Genomic DNA, 19,917 nt, shown 5'->3' on the forward strand with positions numbered 1-19,917 from the left:
AGGCTTGCTCTCATGAGTACAGAAGACGACGCCTGGTACTACGACGTACGCACCAAGACAGTTTCGCAGGGCAAGGAGTCCGGAGCACTCGACCGCATGGGCCCGTATCCGGACCGCGCCACCGCCGAACGCGCCATTCAGATCGCAGCCGAGCGCAACAAAGCTGCGGACAAGGCCGACGACGACTGGAACAACTGACGGTGGTCTCGGCGCGACTGTCCGCGACCGCCTTCGACTTCGACCCCATCCGTTCCGAGTTCGACCTGCCCGAGGACTTTTCGGCCGATGCACTCGCCGAGGCCGAGTCCGCCCAGGACAGACACGCGTCCGAGAGGGAAGACCGCACCGACCTTGCCCTGGTGACCATCGATCCGCCCGGTTCGATGGATCTGGATCAGGCGGTGCACGTCGAGAAACTCGCGAGTGGATTCGTCGTGCACTACGCGATCGCCGACGTCGGGGCGATCGTCACGCCTGCGGGCCGGCTCGACACCGAGACCCGTCAGCGCGGACAGACGTTCTACCTGCCCGACGGTTCGGTACCGCTTCACCCTCGGGTTCTGTCGGAAGGCTCGGCCAGTCTGCTGCCGAACGAGATTCGCCCGGCAGCGCTGTGGCGGATCGAACTCGACGAATCCGGTGATGCAGTCGCCTGGACAGTGTCGAGGGCGACGGTGAAGTCCGTCGCCCGCTTCGATTACGAGGGTGTGCAGGCCGACTTCGACGCAGGCTCCCCGCATCCGTCGATCGCCGCGCTCGGCGACTTCGGTCGCCTGCGAGCACAGGCCGCGTTGCGCCGAGGTGCACTGGACATCACCCTGCCGGAGCAGGACGTGGTAGCCGACGGCGCAGGGTGGCGCATCGAATTGCAGGCGCGCACCGCCGTGGATGCGTGGAACGCCGAGGTGTCGTTGTTGACGGGGATGTGCGCGGCGTCGATCATGCTCGACGCCGGAATCGGGCTGCTCCGCACCTTGCCGCCGGCCCCGGAGGACGCCGTCGACTCGTTGAAGAAGACAGCGGAGATGCTCGGAATCGAGTGGCCCGCAGGTGCGTCGGCTGGAGCCGTGCTCGCCGGGCTACCGGGTGACGCGCCTACGACGCTGGCCATGATGACTCGGGCAACGAGTCTGCTGCGAGGCGCGGATTACGTCGCGTTCGACGGGGAAATTCCTGAATCGACCGAGCACGCCGGAATTGCAGCACCCTACGCCCACGTCACGGCGCCGCTTCGCCGTCTGTCGGACAGGTTCGCCACCGAAGTATGCCTCGCGGTGGTTGCGGGCACCGACATCCCCGAGTGGGCACGGACTTCGCTCCCCGACCTGCCCGCGATCATGCGCGGATCGGATTCCGTTGCGTCCAAAGTGGATCGGGCGTGCATCGACCTGACCGAAGCGCACGTTCTGAACGACCGCGTCGGCGAGGCGTTCTCAGCTCTGGTTCTGCGTGGAGCGGAAGGAAAGAAGACCGCCGAGGTGTTCGTGGCCGACCCGATCGTCATCGGCAGGTGCGAGGGGGATCCGCCGGAAGGGCAAGCGGTGTCGGTGACGTTGACCGTCGCCGACACCGCCTCCCGTCGTGTCGAATTCGCTTACGAGGCGGACGGTGGCACGGCACCGGGTGACGCTGTCGAGGCGAAACGGTCGGTCGCCTCGACGAGGTGATGGATGATGCCGGGCTCGGACGCGGAGTGCCCGGCGTCGTCCACGATCGTCAATTCCGCATCCGGCCACGCCCGGTGAAGGGCCCAGGCACTCGTGGCCGGGCACACCACGTCGTACCGGCCTTGGACGATGACTCCGGGGATGCCGGCGAGTAGATGCGCGTCCTCCAGCAACTGGTTCTCCCGCAGGAATCCGTCGTTGCGGAAGTAATGGTTCTCGATCCCTGCGAAGGCCAGTGCGAAACGCGGATCCTCGTTGGACGCGATCTGCTCCGGACGGGGAAGGAGATAGCTCGTCGCGGCCTCCCACGAGGACCAGGCGATGGCCGCCGCGGTGGCGACGTCGCGGTCGTCGGAATTCAGCAGCCGGTGGTACACCTCCACCAGATCCGAGTGTCGTTCCGCTTCCGGGACAGGTGCCAGGAACTTCTCCCACTGTTCGGGGAAGAGATGACCCGCTCCGCCGTTGTAGTACCAGTCGATCTCACTGCGGCGGAGCAGGAAGATGCCGCGCAGGATCAGACCGGTGACCCGGTCGCGGTGGGTCTGTGCGTAGACGAGGGACAGCGTCGAACCCCACGAACCACCGAACACGAGCCAGGTGTCGACGCCGAGATGAGCCCGCAACTTCTCGATGTCGCCGACAAGCTTTCCAGTCGTGTTCACCGCCCAGTCGACCCTCATGTCCCACCCCTGGGTCGTTCCGCCGGCTCCACTCCTGTCCCACCCTGGGGTCGTTCCGCCGGCTCCACTCCTGTCCGCGATATGAGGTCGGGACTTGCCACAGCCACGCTGGTCGAACAGCACGATTCGATACTGTTCGGGATCGAAGTAGCGACGCTGCGCAGGTCCGGTTCCACCGCCGGGCCCTCCGTGGACGAACAGGACAGGGAGTCCGTCCGGATTACCGCTGGTCTCCCAGTAGATCTGTTGGCCGTCACCGACGTCGAGGTGGCCACTGGCGTAGGGCTCGATGGCCGGGTAGAGATCACGCGCCACGTCAGAAGCCCACCAGTCCCGATGCCAAGTCGGGGATGTCGAGTGATCGCAGGGCTTCGTCACGGACGTCGGAGCAGTTGTCGATGGTGATGTCGTCGATGATCGAGCGGTTCTGCACCACCTGCAGATTGATGACTCCGCTCTGCGCCGCCCATGTCTGCACGACGATGTTGAGCCCACCGCGGCCGAGCGTCGGCCCCTGGATTCTCCATTCCTGCAGCTGCTCGCCGAGATCGGTGCAGAGCTGCTGCTTCTGCTGGTCGGTGATCGTGTCACCGGCAGCAGCCGCATCGGTGGTGGTGGTGACCGGGGCCGTGGTCGTGGAGGTCAGCGACGCCGACGATCCGGTGTTGGCGGAGTCGGTGCCGCACGCTGCCAGACCGACGACGGCAGCCGCCCCCAGGACGGCGGCGGCTGCACGGCGAGAACTACGAAGACCAGGTTTCATGGCACCGAGTGTGCCACCTGCAGGTGACCGATCAGTAGCTGTGCTCGGGTCCGGGGAAGACTCCGCCGCGAACCTCGGCGAGATACGTCGCAGCTGCGGTCCGCAGTTCGTCTCCCACGTTGCCGAATTTCTTGACGAACTTGGCGGTCTTGCCGTTGGTGTAGCCCGCCATGTCCTGCCAGACCAGCACCTGGGCGTCGGTTTCGTTGCCCGCACCGATGCCGATGGTCGGGATGGTGAGCTTGCGAGTCACCTGGCCTGCGATGTCGGCGGGCACCATCTCCATGACGACGGAGAACGCTCCCGCCTCCTGGACGGCAATGGCGTCGGCGACGAGCTGCTCGGAGCCGTCACCGCGACCCTGAACGCGGAAGCCGCCGAGGCCGTTCACGCTCTGCGGTGTGAAGCCGATGTGCGCCATGACCGGGATACCGGCCGCGGAGATCGCGGCGATCTGATCTGCGACACGTTCGCCACCCTCGAGCTTCACGGCGTGCGCGAGGCCTTCCTTCATGAACCGGGTGGCCGTCGCGAGCGCCTGCTGAGGCGAGGACTCGTAGGTGCCGAACGGGAGGTCGGCGACGACGAGTGCGTTGGGAGCCCCGCGGACGACGCCGCGAACCAGAGGCAGCAGTTCGTCGATGGTGATCGGCACCGTCGTGTCGTAGCCGTAGACGACGTTCGCTGCCGAGTCGCCGACGAGGAGGACCGGGATGCCCGCTTCCTCGAAGATGCGGGCGCTCGAGTAGTCGTACGCGGTGAGCATGGCCCACCGCTCGCCGTCGGCCTTCATCTGCAGCAGGTGATGGGTGCGGGTCTTGCGGGTCAAACCGGAGACGGACGCATCGGACGAGCCGTAAACAGAATCGTTGGACATCTTTGTCCCTTTCGGTTCCTCGAGGCCCGCTGTGCGGGTCCCCGGGATGGGGTTGATGACGACATCAGTCTGCCACCGGCACGACCGACGCCGAAGCGCACCCGGACGTGCAATTCGTCACACTCTGCGTCGGCCGTCGGTGATCGGCATACGTCGATCCCGCCCGAACGCCTTCGACGTCACCTTGGTGCCGATCGGATACTGCCTGCGTTTGTATTCGGCCGCGTCGACTTTGGCTACGACGTCCGCGACCTCCGCGGGGTCGAAGCCTGCCGCCACGATGTCGTCCTCACCCTGATCGCAGTCGACGTAGCGGAACAGGATCGCGTCGAGCCGGTCGTAATCCGGGAGCGAATCGGAGTCGAGTTGATCCGGGCGCAACTCTGCAGACGGAGGCTTGTCGATGCTCGCCTCCGGAATCGGGGGCACCTCGCCACGTCCGGCCGCTGCGTCGTTGCGCCACCGCGCCAGCTCCCACACCATGGATTTCGGTACGTCCTTGATGGGAGCGAACCCGCCGACGGCGTCGCCGTAGATGGTCGAATAACCAACGGCCAGTTCGGATTTGTTGCCGGTGGCGAGAATCAGATGTCCCGCCGAGTTGGAGAGCGCCATCAGAACTATGCCGCGGCAGCGGGCCTGAACATTCTCCTCCGCGATGCCGGAAAGGCCGAGCTGATCCGTCACCGACCGCACCATGTCGACGATGGACTCGATGCCGAAATGAAGCCCGGTGCGCGACGCAAGATCGTTCGCGTCCGCAAGTGAGTGATCCGAGGAGTATTGCGACGGCATCGCGACGCCGTGCACGGACTCCGCTCCGAGAGCGTCGACGGCGATCGCCGCGACCACAGCGGAATCGATGCCTCCGGACAGGCCCAGCGCCACCGAGGCGAACCCGTTCTTGTGGACGTAATCGCGCAACCCGGTGACGAGTGCCGCCCACGTCGACGCCAGGTCGTCGAGCGGTTCTGCCACCGATCGAGGTAGCCGATCCCAGCCGCGGACCAGGAGATCCGGCACGGTGTTCCGGTCGATGGACCACCCCGGCGGTGGGCCGCCGTCGGGACGCCGCGCGTCGGAGACGTCGAGGTCCACGCACAGCAGGTGCTCGGTGAACGCAGGAGCGAGACCGAGGATGGTTCCATCGGCGGCGACGACCATGCTGCCGCCGTCGAACACGAGCTCGTCCTGACCCCCGACCAGGTTGGCGTAGACGACAGGTACCGCAGCCTCGGCTGCCCGCCGCTGGACCACCGAGAGGCGGACCTCCGCCTTGCCGCGCTCGAACGGACTCGCATTCAGGCACAGCAGCACGTCGACTCCGGCCGCGGCGTACGCGGGAACCGGCCCGCCGGGCTGCCAGATGTCTTCACAGACAACGATTCCCAGGCGAACATCGTTCACCTCGGTGATGCTCAACCGCGTTCCGGGGGCGAAGTATCGGAGCTCGTCGAAGACGCGGTAGGTGGGAAGCGCGTGCTTGTCGTACCGCGACACGACGTCGCCACGGAAGAGAACGGCGGCGCTGTTCCTCGATCCCACCGCGTCGCGGTCGAGGTACCCGACGACGGCGACGACGTCACCGCATCCGGCTCGGTCGAGTGCTTCGGCGAGGTCGTGCAGAGCGTCGCGCGACGTGTGCGCGAAATCCGGTCGAAGCGCGAGGTCCTCCACCGGATAACCGGTCAGGGCCATCTCCGGAAACACCACGACCTGGGCGCCTTCCTGCGCGGCGCGCGACGTCCAGTCGACAATCAGTTCGGAATTCGCGGTGAGGTCACCGACTGTCGGGTTGATCTGGGCAAGGGCTGTTCGCAGTGCCTGCACGACTGGAAACACTAGTGCCGCAGACTGCACCTCGCCCGCTCTGGCACGATTTCACCTCATGAGCGTCTCCTCGGATCGGACAGCACGTACCCGCCACGGACGGCGTCACGGACGAACGGTGGCCACAGCCCTCGGTGCTGTCGCGGTGACGGTGGCTGCCGGCTGCGGGAGCGCCGACGTCGAATCGGGCACGCCGCAGCCGGAGAACACGGCGTCGCCAGGTGCGGGCGTGATTCCAGCGGGTCTCGAGCGGTACTACACGCAGGAACTCGACTGGGGATCGTGCGACGACTACAACACCGACGGAACCGTGCTCGGCAGTTCCGTCGAGTGCGCCCGTGTGACCGTTCCGCTCGACTACCAGGACCCGGACGGTCCGACAGCGCAGGTCGCGGTGTCCCGCGTGCAGGCGTCGGGGGAGCGCACCGGATCCATACTGTTCAACCCGGGCGGGCCAGGATCGTCCGGGCTGTACCTCGCCACCCAGGCCGAGGACACCGCACTCGCGGAGAACTTCGACCGAATCGGCTTCGACCCCCGCGGGATCGGCGCGTCGACGCCCGCAGTTCGGTGCCTCACCGCGGAGGAAACGGACCTCGAACGCGCCGAGCCGGACGTCGACGTCTCGCCTGACGGCATCGCCGCAGTGGAGAACGATCATCGCGAGTACGCCGCGAAGTGCGTCGAACGAACCGGTGCCGACGTACTCGAACACGTCGGCACGCGTGAGGTCGTGCAGGACATGGACGTCATCCGATCGGTTCTGGGCGACGAGAAGCTCACCTACCTCGGCTATTCGTACGGAACGCGGATCGGCGCCGCCTACGCGGAAGCGTTCCCGGACAGAGTCCGCGCCATGGTTCTCGACGGTGCACTCGACCCCGAGCAGAGCCCCGTCGACGAGGCGGTCGAGCAAGGAGCTGCGTTCCAAGGTGCCTTCGACGCGTTCGCCGATGACTGCGCACAGAGCGAGGCGTGCCCTCTCGGGCCGGACCCGGCCGCCGCGGACCGGACGTTCCGGGAGCTCGTCGACCCACTGATCCAGACGCCTGCCGCTACCACGGATCCGCGCGGACTCGGTTACGACGACGCGATCACCGGAACGCAGCAAGCCCTGTACTCGCAAAGCCTCTGGCGCGTCCTGCGTGTGGGACTGACCGAACTCCGGGAGGGCAGGGGAGACACGCTGCTCCGCCTGGCAGACACCTACAGCGGCCGTCTCGACGACGGTACCTACTCCAATCTGGACGACGCGTTCAACGCCATCCGCTGCGTCGACGATCCGCCGACCACCGACCGCGCCGAGGCCGGAGAAGCCGACCGACGATATCGGGAAGCTGCTCCGTTCCTCGACGACGGACGCGGAACCGGAAACGCACCGCTCGATGTCTGCGCGTTCTGGCCCGTCCCCAACACCAGCACTCCCTACACGATCTCGGCCGAGGGACTTCCGAAACTGGTCGTGATCTCGACGACCTTCGACCCGGCGACGCCGTACCAGGCAGGCGTCGAACTTGCTCGTCAATTGGACGCAGACCTGATCACGTTCGACGGGGCGCAGCACACCGTCGCGTTCTCCGGCGAGAACTGCGTCGACGAACCGGTGATCGACTACCTCGTCGATCTGACCCCGCCAGGTAACGATTTGGTGTGCTGACGGAATCTCACCAGTGTCCTTTCCCAGGTGAGAGCTATACGCAGTGAGACCGAATTCACGATGTAACACAGATTTAACGCGGTTTGCTTAGTCTCGCGGACATGGATCGCCAAAAGGAATTCGTGCTCCGGACACTGGAGGAGCGGGACATCCGTTTCGTCCGCCTGTGGTTCACCGACGTTCTGGGGTACCTGAAATCCGTCGCGATCGCGCCGGCGGAACTCGAGGGCGCGTTCGACGAAGGCATCGGCTTCGACGGCAGCGCCATCGAGGGCTTCGCGCGCGTCTCGGAGGCCGACACCGTCGCCAAGCCGGATCCGTCGACGTTCCAGATCCTGCCGTGGTCCACGAGCAAGGGTCACCAGCACTCCGCGCGCATGTTCTGCGACATCGCGATGCCCGACGGTTCGCCTTCCTGGGCCGATTCGCGCCACGTGTTGCGCCGTCAGCTGAGCAAGGCCGCCGACCTCGGGTTCAGTTGCTACGTGCACCCCGAGATCGAGTTCTTCCTCCTCAAGGACAGCCCAGAGGACGGGTCTCCGCCCACGCCCGCGGACAACGGCGGTTACTTCGACCAGGCCGTGCACGACTCGGCACCGAACTTCCGTCGCCACGCCATCGATGCGCTCGAGTCGATGGGGATCTCCGTCGAGTTCAGCCACCACGAGGCTGCGCCCGGTCAGCAGGAGATCGATCTCCGCTACGCCGACGCACTGTCGATGGCCGACAACATCATGACGTTCCGCTACGTGGTCAAAGAGGTCGCGATCGAAGAGGGCGTCCGCGCGACGTTCATGCCCAAGCCGTTCAGCGACCAGGCCGGCTCGGCGATGCACACGCACATGAGTCTCTTCGAGGGAGACGCCAACGCATTCCACAACCCGGACGATCCGATGCAGTTGTCGGAGACCGGTAAGTCGTTCATCGCAGGCATTCTCGAGCACGCCAACGAGATCAGTGCCGTGACCAACCAGTGGGTCAACTCCTACAAGCGTCTGGTCCGTGGCGGTGAGGCACCGACGGCAGCGTCGTGGGGCCCGGCTAACCGCTCCGCTCTCATTCGTGTCCCGATGTACACGCCCAACAAGGCGTCCTCGCGTCGCGTCGAGATCCGAAGCCCTGATTCGGCGTGCAACCCGTACCTGGCTTTCGCGGTGTTGCTGGCGGCCGGTCTGCGCGGCATCGAGAAGGGCTACACGTTGCCTCCCGAGGCCGAAGAGGACGTGTGGGCGTTGACGTCCGCCGAACGGCGTGCAATGGGCTACAAGGAGCTTCCGGGCAACCTCGATCAGGCCCTCAACGCGATGGAGAACTCGGAGCTCGTGGCCGAGGCTCTCGGCGAGCACGTCTTCGACTTCTTCCTCCGCAACAAGCGTCGTGAGTGGGAGGAATACCGCAGTCATGTCACCCCGTACGAATTGAAGGCGTACCTGGGGTTGTGAATCGGACGGGCGCCCATGGGTTAGGTTTTACCCGTTCGAGGTAGTTTCCCCCCGCGGTGAGGTGAATCAGGTGTCACGCCAGAGTCGAGGTGTTCGCTGATGGTGCGTCCACCGACGTCACGTTCGGTTGTTCCCGGCGCAGGGCGGCTGGGACTGGTCGAATCCACCGCGCCCACCGACCTCCGCACGCTCGGGTGGGTGGACGAGGACAGCCTCGAACTGTTGTGGTCGCTCTCCCGTGCAGCCAACGCCGATCTCGCGCTCCGTACCGTCGTCCGGTTGAACGATGCACTCGGTGACAAATTCTCCGAGTTGGACTCCGCACTGCGCACGGACAAGGGTCTTCGCGGTCGGCTCTTCGGGCTGGCGGGCGCGTCGAGCGCCCTGGCGGACCACCTCGTCTCCGATCCGCAGTCGTGGCGCCTGCTCGCCTCTCCCGACGGCAAGTCCACCGGTCGGATAGACCTGCCGAGCAAACAGCAGCTCACCGAACAGTTGCTCGCAGCGGTCCAGGCGAGCCCGGAGACCGGGGAACATGCGTCCCCCGAACTGTATCGAGCGTCCATCACCGGACCGGAAGCCGTTGTCGCGCTGAGGAAGACCTACCGGGATCAGGTGATGGTGCTGGCGGCCGCCGACCTGGCCGCCACCGTCGAGAACGAACCGGTTCTGCCGTACCAACTCGTCGGCAACCAACTCTCGGACATGGCCGACGCCGCCCTCACCGCAGCTCTCGCCGTGGCCATCGCCACCGCCTGCCCGGACAAGCCGTGCCCCAGCCGCATCGCCGTCATCGCGATGGGCAAATGCGGTGCCCGGGAACTGAACTACGTCTCCGACGTCGACGTCGTGTTCGTCGCCGAGCCCGCGGATGCAACCGCCAGCCGGATCGCAGGAGAGATGATGCGAATCGGCTCGTCTGCGTTCTTCGAGGTCGACGCCGCGCTGCGCCCCGAGGGCAAACGCGGCGAACTGGTGCGGACACTGGATTCGCACGTCGCCTACTACAAGCGCTGGGCCAAGACGTGGGAGTTCCAGGCGTTGCTCAAGGCACGTCCGATGACCGGAGACATGGAACTCGGGCACAGCTACGTCGACGCGTTGAATCCGATGGTCTGGTTGGCGTCGCAGCGAGAGGACTTCGTTCCCGAGGTGCGGGCGATGCGCCGTCGGGTCGAGGAAATGGTTCCCCCGGAACTGCGCGAGCGAGAGATCAAACTCGGCCGCGGCAGCCTTCGCGACGTCGAGTTCGCCGTCCAATTGCTCCAACTCGTGCACGGCCGCACCGACGAGTCGCTGCGGGTGCTGGGGACGACCGACGCACTGACGGCGTTGACCGACGGCGGATACATCGGCCGCGACGATGCGGCCAATCTCACTGCGTCCTACGAGTTCCTGCGTCTCATCGAGCATCGCCTGCAGCTGCAGCGGATGAAGCGGACGCACACCTTGCCTCCACCCGACGACGAGGAAGCGTTGCGGTGGCTGGCACGGGCCGCGCACATGCGGCCCGACGGCAATCGAGATGCGCTCGGTGTGTTGGCCGCGGAGATCAAGCGCAACGCGCAGCGGATCCGCAGACTCCACGCGAAACTGTTCTACCGGCCGTTGCTCGACTCGGTGGTCCGATTCGACTCCGATACGGTGCGGTTGACACCCGACGCCGCGATTCGGCAGCTCGCAGCGCTCGGATACGCGGCACCGGAAAATGCACTCGGGCACCTTCGCGCGCTCGTCGGTGCGGGAGCGCGGCGCGGTCAGATCCAAGCGGTGCTGTTGCCGACGTTGTTGGAGTGGCTCGCCGACACCCCGGACCCGGACGCTGGGTTGCTCAACTATCGTCGACTGTCCGAGGCGGCGAGCGAGCAGACGTGGTTCCTGCGCACTCTGCGTGACGAGGGTGCTGTCGCGCAGCGTCTGATGATCGTGCTCGGTTCGTCCGCGTACGTTCCGGAACTGCTGATCAAGGCGCCCGAAGTCATCCGTCTGTACGCGGACGGTCCCAGCGGACCCCGTCTGCTCGACGCCGAACCCGAGGAGACGTATCGCGCGATCCTGTCGTCTTCGGGACGCTACGAGGACCCGGTCCGTGCAATCAACGCCGCGCGCGCTCTGCGCCGTCACGAACTCGCTCGCGTCGCGTCTGCGGACATCCTCGGCATGCTCGACGTGCCGCAGGTCTGCCGGGCACTGTCGTCGGTGTGGGCAGCAGTCATCAACGCGGCTCTCGCCGCGGCGATTCGATCCAGCGTCGCCGAGCGAGGCGAGCCGGCACCGGCAACGCTTGCGGTCATCGGAATGGGTCGACTCGGCGGCGGCGAGCTCGGTTACGGCAGCGACGCTGACGTGTTGTTCGTGTGCGAGCCCGCCGAAGGCGCCGACGACAGCGCTGCAGTCAAGTGGGCCAACGGCATTGCGGACAAGATTCGTAAGCTGCTCGGAGCGCCGAGCACCGACCCGCCCCTCGAGGTCGACACCGGTCTTCGTCCCGAAGGTCGCAACGGCCCTGTCGTGCGAACGCTTGCGTCGTACGAGGCGTACTACGCTCAGTGGGCGCAGGCATGGGAAGTTCAGGCGCTTCTGCGCGCTCATCAGGTAGCGGGCGACGAGGACCTCGGCATCCGGTTCCTGCTGATGGTGGATAAGATTCGCTACCCGGAAGGCGGGGTGTCGCAGGACGCGGTCCGCGAGATCCGACGAATCAAGGCGCGCATCGACTCCGAGCGACTGCCCAAGGGGGCCGACCCCGCCACGCACACCAAACTTGGCCGCGGCGGGCTCGCCGACATCGAGTGGACCGTGCAGTTGATCCAGCTGCGGCATGCGCATGACGTGAAGTCACTGCACAACACGTCCACGTTGCAAAGCCTGGACGCCATCGGTGCAGCAGAGCTGATGAGCGAGACCGATGTCGAATTACTGCGCGAAGCATGGATTCTCGCGACGAAGGCCCGTAACGCGCTGGTCCTCGTCCGTGGCAAGCCGACCGACCAGTTGCCGCGACCGGGCCATGTGCTCTCCGCGGTGGCCAAGGTCGCCGGCTGGGACAACGGCGACGCCGGGGCCTTCCTCGACAACTACCTGCGGGTGACTCGTCGCGCCAAGGCAGTGGTGGAGCGGACCTTCGGAGCGTGAAGGCCCGCCCGCCCGTCACTGCGCGGTGACGAAGCCCTCCGACACCAACCAGTCGCGCGCGGCGTCGGCGGGCTCGATGCCCTCGACGTCGACCTGCCGGTTGAGTTCGGTCATCACCTGATCGGTCAATTTCTCCGAGATCGGTGCCATGACCTCGGCGACCTGTGGGTGCGCGTCGGCGAAGGCCTTTTTCATCACCAGCGCCGGGTTGTACTTGGGGAAGAACGCTCGATCGTCCTCGAGCAGAACCAGATCGAGGGCGATGATGCGCCCGTCGGTGGTGAACACCTCACCGAATTTGCACTGTGTCCCGTCGGCGGTGGCCTGGTAGATGATGCCGGTCTGCAGGATCTGGCGTGGCGCGGCGCCGGGGTCGAACTCGTACTTCGCGGCCATGCCCGGGTATCCGTCCTGACGGACGTTGAATTCGGTTTCGACGCACGTGGTGGCCGCGGCCGGGTCGGTGCGGACCAACTCCGCGTAATCCGACAGGGTGCGGATCCCGGTCTGCTCGGCTGTCTGCCTGTTCATCGCGAGGGCATAAGTGTTGTTCATCGGGGCGGGCACGGCCCACACCATGTCGTTCGCTTCCAGGTCGGCATCGCGGACGGCTTCGTACTGCTGCTGCGAGTCGGGAAGTGGAGTCTCGTTGCCCAGGTAGTTGATCCATCCGGTTCCGGTGTACTCGTACGTCAGGTCGATCTGACCGGCGAGCTGCGCTTCCCGCGTGCTGTTGGACCCTTGGATGTTGGTGAGGTCGCGGACATCGGCGCCTGCCGCGGACAACGCGAATTCGATGATGTAGCCGAGGGTGATCTGTTCGGTGAAGTCCTTGGATCCGACGGTGACTTTGACGCCGTCCAGCTCCGGGACCGGTTCGATACTGCCGGGGCCGACGGCCAGGGGCAGTGCGCCTCCCGATTCGAGGCCGCACCCGGTCACCAGTGCGCCGCACAGGGCTACGGCAACGGCGGTTCTTCTCATGGACGTTGTTCTTCTCATGGACAGTGTTCTTCTCATCGCAGTCCCCGAGGTCCGAGGAACTGCTCCGCCAGCGCGCCCAACCAGTCGATGAACAAGGCGAGCGATACCGCGAGGACGGCGCCGACGACGAGGGTCACGTTGTCGCGCAACTTGTATCCGGTGTCGATGAGAATTCCCAACCCTCCTGCGCTGACGAGGAAACACAGCGTCGCTGTGCCGACCGCCAAGACCAGCGATGTGCGAAGACCGGCCAGAATGTACGGGACAGCCAACGGGAACTCGATTCTGCGCAGCACCGTCATCGGCGACATGCCTTGGCCACGACCGGCGTCGATCAACGTCCGGTCCACTTCTTGATAACCCAGAATCGTGTTGCGCAGCACCGGAAGCAACGAATAGAAGGCGATGGGGAGCACACCGATCCAGAATCCGGTCTGTCGTGTGGCGAGATAGAACAGGACGAGCAGGCCGATGGCAGGAGCGGCGGCACCGATATTGGCGATGCCGACGAAGAACGGGGCAAGTTTGGTGTACCCCGGTCGCGTGAGCACCGTGCCCAACGGAACTGCCAACGCAACGACGATGACGACCACAGCCGCCGTGATCAGGATGTGCTGCCAGGTCAAGGTGAGAATGTTCGAGACGCTGATGCTGCCCTGCTGCGTTGCGGTGAGATCACGACTGAAAGCCCAGATCAGGACGCCTGCGACCAGAACCACGACGAGCGCCGGTTGCACCAGTAGCCGAATGCGCTCGGCGCGTTTGGATGCGCCGCGCTCCGAGGCCCCCTCGTCGGGTTCCGTTTCCATGTCCGGCGCCTCGGGCGTGGACGTCGTCCGTTCTGCCGTGGTCATGACTGGCTGACCTGGTCTTCCTGGTCGTCGTGATCGTGCTCGTGCGCTTCGCGCATCTTCTGCAGATGACCGACGAGCGTGTCGATGGAGATCAGACCGACGTATTCACCGCGTGGGCCGGTGACGACCGTGGACGCCGTGCTTTCGGCGAGCAGCGCTTCCAGTCCGTCCTGCAACGTCGACTGTATGGAGACGAGCTCGCCGATCGGAACGCCGACGCCGCGCAGCGACGATGCCGTGGCCAGATGACCGGGGGAGACCCACCGAAGCGGGCGATTCCGGTCGTCGAGAATCAAGCCCCACTGCCACTTTCGCGAGGAAATCTTGGCGCGTATGTCGTCGACGGGATCGGATTCCCTGGCCGTCGGGCACTGCAGCAAGCGAACGTCACGAATCCTGGTCAGTGTCAGCTGTTTCAGGGAAGCATCCGCACCGACGAACCCGGCGACCGTGTCGTTCGCAGGGTTGGCGAGAATGGCCTCTGGCGTGTCGTACTGCATGATCGACGACTGGTTGCCGAGTACCGCGATCCGGTCTCCGAGTTTGACCGCCTCGTTGAAGTCGTGCGTGACGAACACGATGGTCTTGCCCAATTCGCTCTGCAGACGCATCAACTCGTCCTGCAGCAGACCGCGGGTGATGGGGTCGACCGCTCCGAACGGTTCGTCCATGAGCAGTACCGGGGGGTCGGCGGCCAACGCGCGAGCGACCCCGACACGTTGCTGCTGGCCACCGGACAACTGCCGCGGGTACCTGTTTCGGTACGTGTCCGGGTCGAGCCCCACGAGGTCCAGCATCTCGTCGGTGCGCTGGGAGATGCGCTTCTTGTCCCAGCCGATCAGACCGGGAACTGTCGCGACGTTCTTCGCGATGGTCATGTGTGGAAAGAGACCGGCCTGCTGGATCGAATAGCCGATTCCGCGTCGCAGTTCGTCGGCGTCGATGCTCAAGGCGTCCTTGCCGTCGATGGTGATGGTTCCCGACGACGGCTCGATCAGCCGGTTGATCATCCGCATGGTCGTCGTCTTCCCGCATCCCGACGGACCGACGAACACGACGGTCTCGCCGGCGGGGACCGTCAGGGACACGTTGTCGACGGCGGCTGTGTCCTGACCCGGGTACCGCTTGCTGACCGAGTCGAGCACGATGTCGACTCCCGAGACATGCTGATTGGTTGAGTTAGACACGAAGACCCCTAGAGGTGGTGAGCTTGCCGACCAGGACGAGAATGCCGTCGAGGATCAGAGCAAGGATGACGATCAGGACTGTTCCGACCAGTGCTTGCGGGACCGCGTTGGGGCTGCCGACGCGCGAGAGTCCGGAGAAGATGAGGTTTCCCAGCCCCGGGCCCTTCGCGTACGCGGCGATCGCGAGGATGCCGAAGATCATCTGGGTGCTCACGCGCATACCCGCGAGAATCGACGGCCAGGCCAGTGGCATCTCGATTCGTGCCAGAACGCGCCCACGGTTCAATCCGACGCCCTTGGCGGCGTCGGTGACCGCCGGATCCACCGAAGCGAGCCCGATGATGGTGTTCCTGATGATGGGAAGCAGCGCGTACAACACGAGCGCGGTGATCGTCGGCGCGACGCCGAGGCCCAGAATGGGAATCAACAGGCCCAGGAGGGCGAACGAAGGAATGGTGAGCACGGTGCTCGCCAGTGCTGTGGCGATGGCGGAGCCTGCAGGGGAGCGGTAGACGAGTACACCGATCGCGACCGCAAGAATCGTTGCGATGACGATGGATTGCACCACCGCCGAGACATGTAAGTACGAGTCGGTCAGCAATTGTTGCCGCCTGACCGATACGAAATTCCAGAGCGTGTCCATTGTGGTGCTGCCACCCTCTTTTCCCGTTCACCGACAGTCGGGGGCTTCGCCCCCAACCTCCCCCGGAAGCCTTGACGGACAATCCGACCCATCGAGAATGGCTTGACGAGCGTGATGGCAAACCTTTTTTCAGAAAGTCGTTACCTTCCGTACACACGAAACCGCCCGTCCTGCGTGAAGGCAGGACGGGCGGTTCGGTGTTCGAGACTAGCGCTTACACGCAGATCACACGTCGTAGTAGAGCTGGAACTCGTACGGGTGCGGGCGCAGGTTGACCGGAGCGATTTCCTGCTCGCGCTTCAGCGAGATCCAGGTCTCGATGAGGTCGGTGGTGAAGACGCCACCCTCGGTCAGGTACTCGTGATCGGACTCGAGGCGATCGATGACGGCGTTCAGCGACGTCGGAGCCTGAGGAATGTTCTTGGCCTCCTCGGGCGGCAACTCGTAGAGATCCTTGTCGACGGGAGCGAGCGGCTCGATCTTGTTCTTGATTCCGTCGAGACCGGCCATCATCTGCGCGGCGAAGTTGAGGTACGGGTTGCCCGAGCTGTCCGGTGCACGGAACTCGAGGCGCTTGGCCTTCGGGTTGTTGCCCGTGATCGGGATACGCACGGCGGCGGAGCGGTTGCGCTGGCTGTACACGAGGTTGATGGGAGCCTCGTAACCCGGCACCAGGCGGTGGTAGGAGTTGATCGTCGGGTTGGTGAAGGCCAACAGCGACGGCGCGTGGTGCAGGATGCCGCCGATGTAGTGGCGAGCCAGGTCCGACAGTCCGGCGTATCCGGCCTCGTCGTGGAACAGCGGCTTGCCGTCCTTCCACAGCGACTGGTGAACGTGCATGCCCGAGCCGTTGTCACCGAAGAGAGGCTTCGGCATGAACGTCGCCGACTTGCCGTGCTTCCAGGCGGTGTTCTTCACGATGTACTTGAACAGCTGCAGGTCGTCTGCGGCTGCGAGCAGCGTGTTGAACTTGTAGTTGATCTCGGCCTGGCCGCCGGTGCCGACCTCGTGGTGACCGCGCTCGAGTTCGAAGCCTGCGTTCTGCAGGTTGGTCGAGATCTCGTCGCGCAGGTCGACGTAGTGGTCGTACGGTGCAACGGGGAAGTATCCGCCCTTGGGGCGAACCTTGTAGCCGAGGTTGGGGCTGCCGTCGGCGTTGGCCTCGACACCGGTGTTCCAGGAGCCCGACACCGAATCGAGCTCGTAGAACGCACCATTGATGCCGGAGTCGTAGCGAACCGAGTCGAAGATGTAGAACTCGGCCTCGGCGCCGAAGTAGGCGGTGTCGGCGATGCCGGTGGAGACCAAGTACTCCTCGGCCTTGCGAGCAACGTTGCGTGGGTCGCGGCTGTAGCTCTCACGCGTGAACGGATCGTGCACGAAGAAGTCGATGTTCAGAGTCTTCGCAGCGCGGAACGGATCGACCTGCGCGGTCGTCACGTCGGGGAGAAGCATCATGTCCGACTCGTGGATGGACTGGAAGCCGCGGACGGACGAACCGTCGAAGGCCAGTCCGTCTTCGAAGACATCCTTGTTGAACGCCGACGCCGGGATGGAGAAGTGCTGCTGGGTGCCGGGGAGATCCGTGAAACGGATGTCCACGTACTCGATGTTCTCGTCGGCGATGAACTTGATGACCTCTTCGGCCGTGGTGAACGCCACGCTTTTACTCCTTTGTCGAATTCCGTCGACCTGCACGTTATGGACCTGGTGTTGCCCACCAGTCAAGGCTGTGTTTCGCCCGTGTTACACGTCGTGCTCTTCGCATGTAACCGTGAGGCACGACGCACCGCGTCGCGCTCTTCCGAACACACTACGGTGACGATGTCCGAGTCGGTGCCGCGCGGCGCCTATCCTGGAGTACATGGCACGAATGACAGGTTCTTGGTTGTCCGGCCCGAACGCGGCGATGCCCGACGACGGAACCGAACAGAACTTCCCCGGGGAACGCCTCGGTCTTCCGCAGGACGGACCCGGTGCGGTAGCGGGACTCGGTCGACGTACTCTCGCGCTCCTGGTCGACTGGTTGATGTCGATGGGCATTTCCGCACTGATCATCAGCGTCACCGGTATCGAACAGTCGATGTCCACCATCACGCTTCTGGTGTGGTTCGTCCTCGGTGTTGCATCCGTCAGCATCTTCTCGTTCACACCGGGACAGCTGATTGTCGGGATTCAAGTGGCCCGCGTCGATGCCCCTGCTCGAGTCGGGTTCGTCCGAGCACTCGTGCGCACGTTCTTTCTCCTGTTCGTGTTCCCGGCCATCATCTCGGACCACGACGGCCGGGGCATGCATGATCGCGCCACAGGAACGGCAATGCTGCGCGGTCGGTGACCGCGCAGCATCGTCTCGGAGAAGTCTTTCGGTTGTCAGCGGCGCTTGATGGTGCGCTGCACGCCCTTCATTTTCGCTCCGCCGGGAATCGGGCCCTTCGGCATCGCCGGTCCGCCCTTTGTTCCCAGCGCCGACAGGCGCGATTCGATGGTGTCCATTCGCTTGCTGTCGATGTTGTTGGGAAGCTTCGCCAAGTACTTCTGCAGACCCGACAGCGGAATCTGATTGTCTCCGTTGCCGATAACGATGTCGTAGATCGGGGTGTCACCGACGAGGCGTGCAGTCTTCTTCTTCTCCTGAGCGAGAAGTGACTTCACGCGCTGAGGTGCACCCTCGGCGACGAGGATGACACCCGGCTTGCCGATCACCCGGTGGACAGCGTCCAACTGGGTGGTTCCGGCGATCGCGTTGGTGACGCGCCACGAGCCACGAAGGTTGTCGAGCGCCCAGGCAGCAGCACCGGCCTGGCCGTCGGCCTTCTTGTACACCGACTTCTGCACACGACGTCCGAAGATGATGAACGCGGCGAGCACGCCCAGGAGCAGACCGAACGGCAGCAGGAACCATTCGATACCGATGATCAAACCGATCAAGAACGCGATGACCGTGATTCCCACGATCGCGCCGATCATCAGCGGAAGAAGAGCCTTGTCTTCCTTCCGCTGCATCTGGAACGCCTGCCACAGCTGACTGCGACGTTCTTTCGACGCCTGCTTCCGAGCGGCCTTCGCTGCTGCTTTCGCTTCTTTGCTGGGCTTACCTGCTTTGCCCGCTTTACTGCCGTTCGCCATGCTTCACAGGATACGTCCCGACTTCCCGTGGTCGTGCATCGCGCCGGGAGTGAATCAGCGCGCCGCCAGACGCGCCATCAGAGAACTGGCTTCCTGCGACGCTTCGCCACCCTCGACCAGGTGCGCCATGCTCGCCGGCAGCTCACGGCCGTGGTGCTGCATGGCCTGCGCGTACAGACGCCCAGCGCGGTACGACGAACGGACCAACGGACCGGCGAGAACACCGGCGAAGCCGACCTCGGTGGCGTAATCGGAGTGCTCGACGAACTCCTCCGGCTTGACCCAACGCTCGACCGGGTGGTGCCGAGGAGAGGGACGCAGGTACTGCGTGATCGTCAGGATGTCGCATCCGGCTTCGTGCAGGTCGCGGATCGCTTCCTGAACTTCTTCCGGGGTCTCACCCATGCCCAGGATCAGGTTGGACTTGGTGACGAGGCCGTCGTTGCGCGCCGCGGTGATGACGTCCATCGACCGCTGGTACCGGAACGCGGGTCTGATTCGCTTGAAGATGCGGGGGACCGTCTCGACGTTGTGCGCGAGCACCTCGGGACGGGAGGAGAACACCTCGGCCAGCTGCTCGGGCCGAGCGTTGAAATCCGGAATCAAGAGTTCGACGCCCGTGTTCGGGTTCAGCTTCTTGATGTAACGGACCGTCTCCGCGTACAGCCATGCGCCGCCGTCGGCCAGATCGTCACGAGCCACGCCGGTGATGGTCGAGTACCGCAGACCCATCGCCTGGACGCTTTCCGCGACGCGGCGAGGTTCGTCGCGATCGAGATCCTCCGGCTTGCCGGTGTCGATCTGGCAGAAGTCGCAGCGGCGGGTGCACTGCTCACCGCCGATCAGGAACGTCGCCTCGCGGTCTTCCCAGCATTCGTAGATGTTGGGGCATCCGGCTTCCTCGCACACCGTGTGCAAGCCCTCACGTTTGACCAGGCCCTTGAGTTCGGAATACTCCGGACCCATCTTGGCCTTGGTCTTGATCCAGTTGGGCTTGCGCTCGATCGGGGTCTCCGCGTTTCGGATCTCGAGGCGGAGTAGTTTGCGTCCTTCTGGGGCCACAGTCACG

At 64.8% G+C, this 19,917-nt stretch carries 17 protein-coding genes; 6 read left to right on the forward strand and 11 right to left on the reverse strand.

The window, feature by feature from the left end; all coding sequences use genetic code 11:
• The first annotated feature begins 12 nt into the window (after positions 1-12).
• Together CH293_RS21380 and CH293_RS21385 are read left to right on the forward strand one after the other, a co-directional pair.
• Positions 13-198 carry a hypothetical protein gene (locus CH293_RS21380; RefSeq protein ID WP_019666004.1) on the forward strand — a complete coding sequence of 62 codons (186 nt, stop codon included), beginning with the start codon at positions 13-15 and terminating at the stop codon, positions 196-198.
• Positions 199-200: 2 nt separating this feature from the next.
• A complete protein-coding gene (locus tag CH293_RS21385) occupies positions 201-1,667 on the forward strand; it encodes an RNB domain-containing ribonuclease (protein ID WP_094721435.1) in 1,467 nt (488 codons plus the stop codon).
• On the opposite strand, the gene pip is transcribed toward CH293_RS21385, so the two are convergent.
• The 4 genes from pip to CH293_RS21405 form a co-directional block, all read right to left on the reverse strand.
• The gene (pip, locus tag CH293_RS21390; protein ID WP_094721436.1) at positions 1,595-2,665 is read right to left on the reverse strand and encodes a prolyl aminopeptidase; all 1,071 of its coding nucleotides are present in this window, start codon (positions 2,663-2,665) and stop codon (positions 1,595-1,597) included. The genes CH293_RS21385 and pip overlap by 73 nt on opposite strands.
• Position 2,666: 1 nt before the next feature.
• Entirely contained in the window at positions 2,667-3,113 is a 447-nt protein-coding gene (locus CH293_RS21395) for a hypothetical protein (protein WP_037109235.1), read from the reverse strand.
• Positions 3,114-3,144: 31 nt separating this feature from the next.
• On the reverse strand, positions 3,145-3,990 hold the full coding sequence (panB, locus tag CH293_RS21400) for a 3-methyl-2-oxobutanoate hydroxymethyltransferase (RefSeq protein WP_019666000.1): 846 nt from the start codon (positions 3,988-3,990) through the stop codon (positions 3,145-3,147).
• A 117-nt stretch (positions 3,991-4,107) separates the two neighbouring features.
• Entirely contained in the window at positions 4,108-5,820 is a 1,713-nt protein-coding gene (locus CH293_RS21405) for an NAD+ synthase (RefSeq protein WP_255122950.1), read from the reverse strand.
• Positions 5,821-5,878: 58 nt separating this feature from the next.
• On the opposite strand from CH293_RS21405, the gene CH293_RS21410 reads away from it, so the two are divergent.
• The 3 genes from CH293_RS21410 (at position 5,879) to CH293_RS21420 (ending at position 12,054) form a co-directional block, all read left to right on the forward strand.
• The gene (locus CH293_RS21410; RefSeq protein WP_217900778.1) at positions 5,879-7,477 is read left to right on the forward strand and encodes an alpha/beta hydrolase; all 1,599 of its coding nucleotides are present in this window, start codon (positions 5,879-5,881) and stop codon (positions 7,475-7,477) included.
• Between the two features lie 101 nt (positions 7,478-7,578).
• Complete coding sequence (gene glnA / locus CH293_RS21415) at positions 7,579-8,919, forward strand: type I glutamate--ammonia ligase (protein ID WP_019665997.1); 1,341 nt, start codon at positions 7,579-7,581, stop codon at positions 8,917-8,919.
• A 99-nt stretch (positions 8,920-9,018) separates the two neighbouring features.
• On the forward strand, positions 9,019-12,054 hold the full coding sequence (locus tag CH293_RS21420) for a bifunctional [glutamine synthetase] adenylyltransferase/[glutamine synthetase]-adenylyl-L-tyrosine phosphorylase (RefSeq protein ID WP_094721439.1): 3,036 nt from the start codon (positions 9,019-9,021) through the stop codon (positions 12,052-12,054).
• A 15-nt stretch (positions 12,055-12,069) separates the two neighbouring features.
• Here the strand turns inward: CH293_RS21420 and CH293_RS21425 are convergent, their stop codons facing one another.
• From CH293_RS21425 to glnA (CH293_RS21445), 5 genes are all read right to left on the reverse strand, one after another.
• Positions 12,070-13,038, reverse strand: coding sequence for a glycine betaine ABC transporter substrate-binding protein (locus CH293_RS21425; RefSeq protein ID WP_037109224.1), 969 nt, complete (start codon positions 13,036-13,038; stop codon positions 12,070-12,072).
• 32 nt (positions 13,039-13,070) lie between these two features.
• Positions 13,071-13,847 carry an ABC transporter permease gene (locus tag CH293_RS21430; RefSeq protein ID WP_051104930.1) on the reverse strand — a complete coding sequence of 259 codons (777 nt, stop codon included), beginning with the start codon at positions 13,845-13,847 and terminating at the stop codon, positions 13,071-13,073.
• Between the two features lie 41 nt (positions 13,848-13,888).
• Positions 13,889-15,079: an ABC transporter ATP-binding protein gene (locus CH293_RS21435; protein WP_094721440.1), complete on the reverse strand. Its 1,191-nt coding sequence runs from the start codon at positions 15,077-15,079 to the stop codon at positions 13,889-13,891.
• Entirely contained in the window at positions 15,072-15,722 is a 651-nt protein-coding gene (locus CH293_RS21440; protein ID WP_019665992.1) for an ABC transporter permease, read from the reverse strand. The genes CH293_RS21435 and CH293_RS21440 overlap by 8 nt, the downstream gene beginning before the upstream one ends.
• Before the next feature lie 225 nt (positions 15,723-15,947).
• Entirely contained in the window at positions 15,948-17,384 is a 1,437-nt protein-coding gene (gene glnA / locus CH293_RS21445; protein WP_019665991.1) for a type I glutamate--ammonia ligase, read from the reverse strand.
• Positions 17,385-17,586: 202 nt separating this feature from the next.
• Between glnA (CH293_RS21445) and CH293_RS21450 the strand changes: the two genes are divergently transcribed.
• The gene (locus CH293_RS21450) at positions 17,587-18,057 is read left to right on the forward strand and encodes an RDD family protein (protein ID WP_094721441.1); all 471 of its coding nucleotides are present in this window, start codon (positions 17,587-17,589) and stop codon (positions 18,055-18,057) included.
• A gap of 35 nt (positions 18,058-18,092) precedes the next feature.
• On the opposite strand, the gene CH293_RS21455 is transcribed toward CH293_RS21450, so the two are convergent.
• Together CH293_RS21455 and lipA are read right to left on the reverse strand one after the other, a co-directional pair.
• A complete protein-coding gene (locus CH293_RS21455; RefSeq protein ID WP_019665989.1) occupies positions 18,093-18,848 on the reverse strand; it encodes a DUF4191 domain-containing protein in 756 nt (251 codons plus the stop codon).
• Positions 18,849-18,902: 54 nt separating this feature from the next.
• Positions 18,903-19,916 carry a lipoyl synthase gene (gene lipA / locus CH293_RS21460; protein ID WP_170945313.1) on the reverse strand — a complete coding sequence of 338 codons (1,014 nt, stop codon included), beginning with the start codon at positions 19,914-19,916 and terminating at the stop codon, positions 18,903-18,905.
• Position 19,917 lies beyond the last annotated feature (1 nt).

This window comes from Rhodococcus sp. 14-2470-1b (genome assembly GCF_002259415.1).
Classification (GTDB): domain Bacteria; phylum Actinomycetota; class Actinomycetes; order Mycobacteriales; family Mycobacteriaceae; genus Rhodococcoides.

What these genes read in the sequence shown, in the direction of transcription:
- CH293_RS21380 (WP_019666004.1), top strand. Translation starts at nt 13, where the DNA reads ATGAGTACAGAAGACGACGCCTGGTACTACGACGTACGCACCAAGACA.
- CH293_RS21395 (WP_037109235.1), bottom strand. Translation starts at nt 3,113, where the DNA reads ATGAAACCTGGTCTTCGTAGTTCTCGCCGTGCAGCCGCCGCCGTCCTG.
- panB (WP_019666000.1), bottom strand. Translation starts at nt 3,990, where the DNA reads ATGTCCAACGATTCTGTTTACGGCTCGTCCGATGCGTCCGTCTCCGGT.
- CH293_RS21410 (WP_217900778.1), top strand. Translation starts at nt 5,879, where the DNA reads ATGAGCGTCTCCTCGGATCGGACAGCACGTACCCGCCACGGACGGCGT.
- glnA (WP_019665997.1), top strand. Translation starts at nt 7,579, where the DNA reads ATGGATCGCCAAAAGGAATTCGTGCTCCGGACACTGGAGGAGCGGGAC.
- CH293_RS21420 (WP_094721439.1), top strand. Translation starts at nt 9,019, where the DNA reads ATGGTGCGTCCACCGACGTCACGTTCGGTTGTTCCCGGCGCAGGGCGG.
- CH293_RS21425 (WP_037109224.1), bottom strand. Translation starts at nt 13,038, where the DNA reads ATGAGAAGAACCGCCGTTGCCGTAGCCCTGTGCGGCGCACTGGTGACC.
- CH293_RS21430 (WP_051104930.1), bottom strand. Translation starts at nt 13,847, where the DNA reads ATGGAAACGGAACCCGACGAGGGGGCCTCGGAGCGCGGCGCATCCAAA.
- CH293_RS21440 (WP_019665992.1), bottom strand. Translation starts at nt 15,722, where the DNA reads ATGGACACGCTCTGGAATTTCGTATCGGTCAGGCGGCAACAATTGCTG.
- CH293_RS21450 (WP_094721441.1), top strand. Translation starts at nt 17,587, where the DNA reads ATGGCACGAATGACAGGTTCTTGGTTGTCCGGCCCGAACGCGGCGATG.
- CH293_RS21455 (WP_019665989.1), bottom strand. Translation starts at nt 18,848, where the DNA reads ATGGCGAACGGCAGTAAAGCGGGCAAAGCAGGTAAGCCCAGCAAAGAA.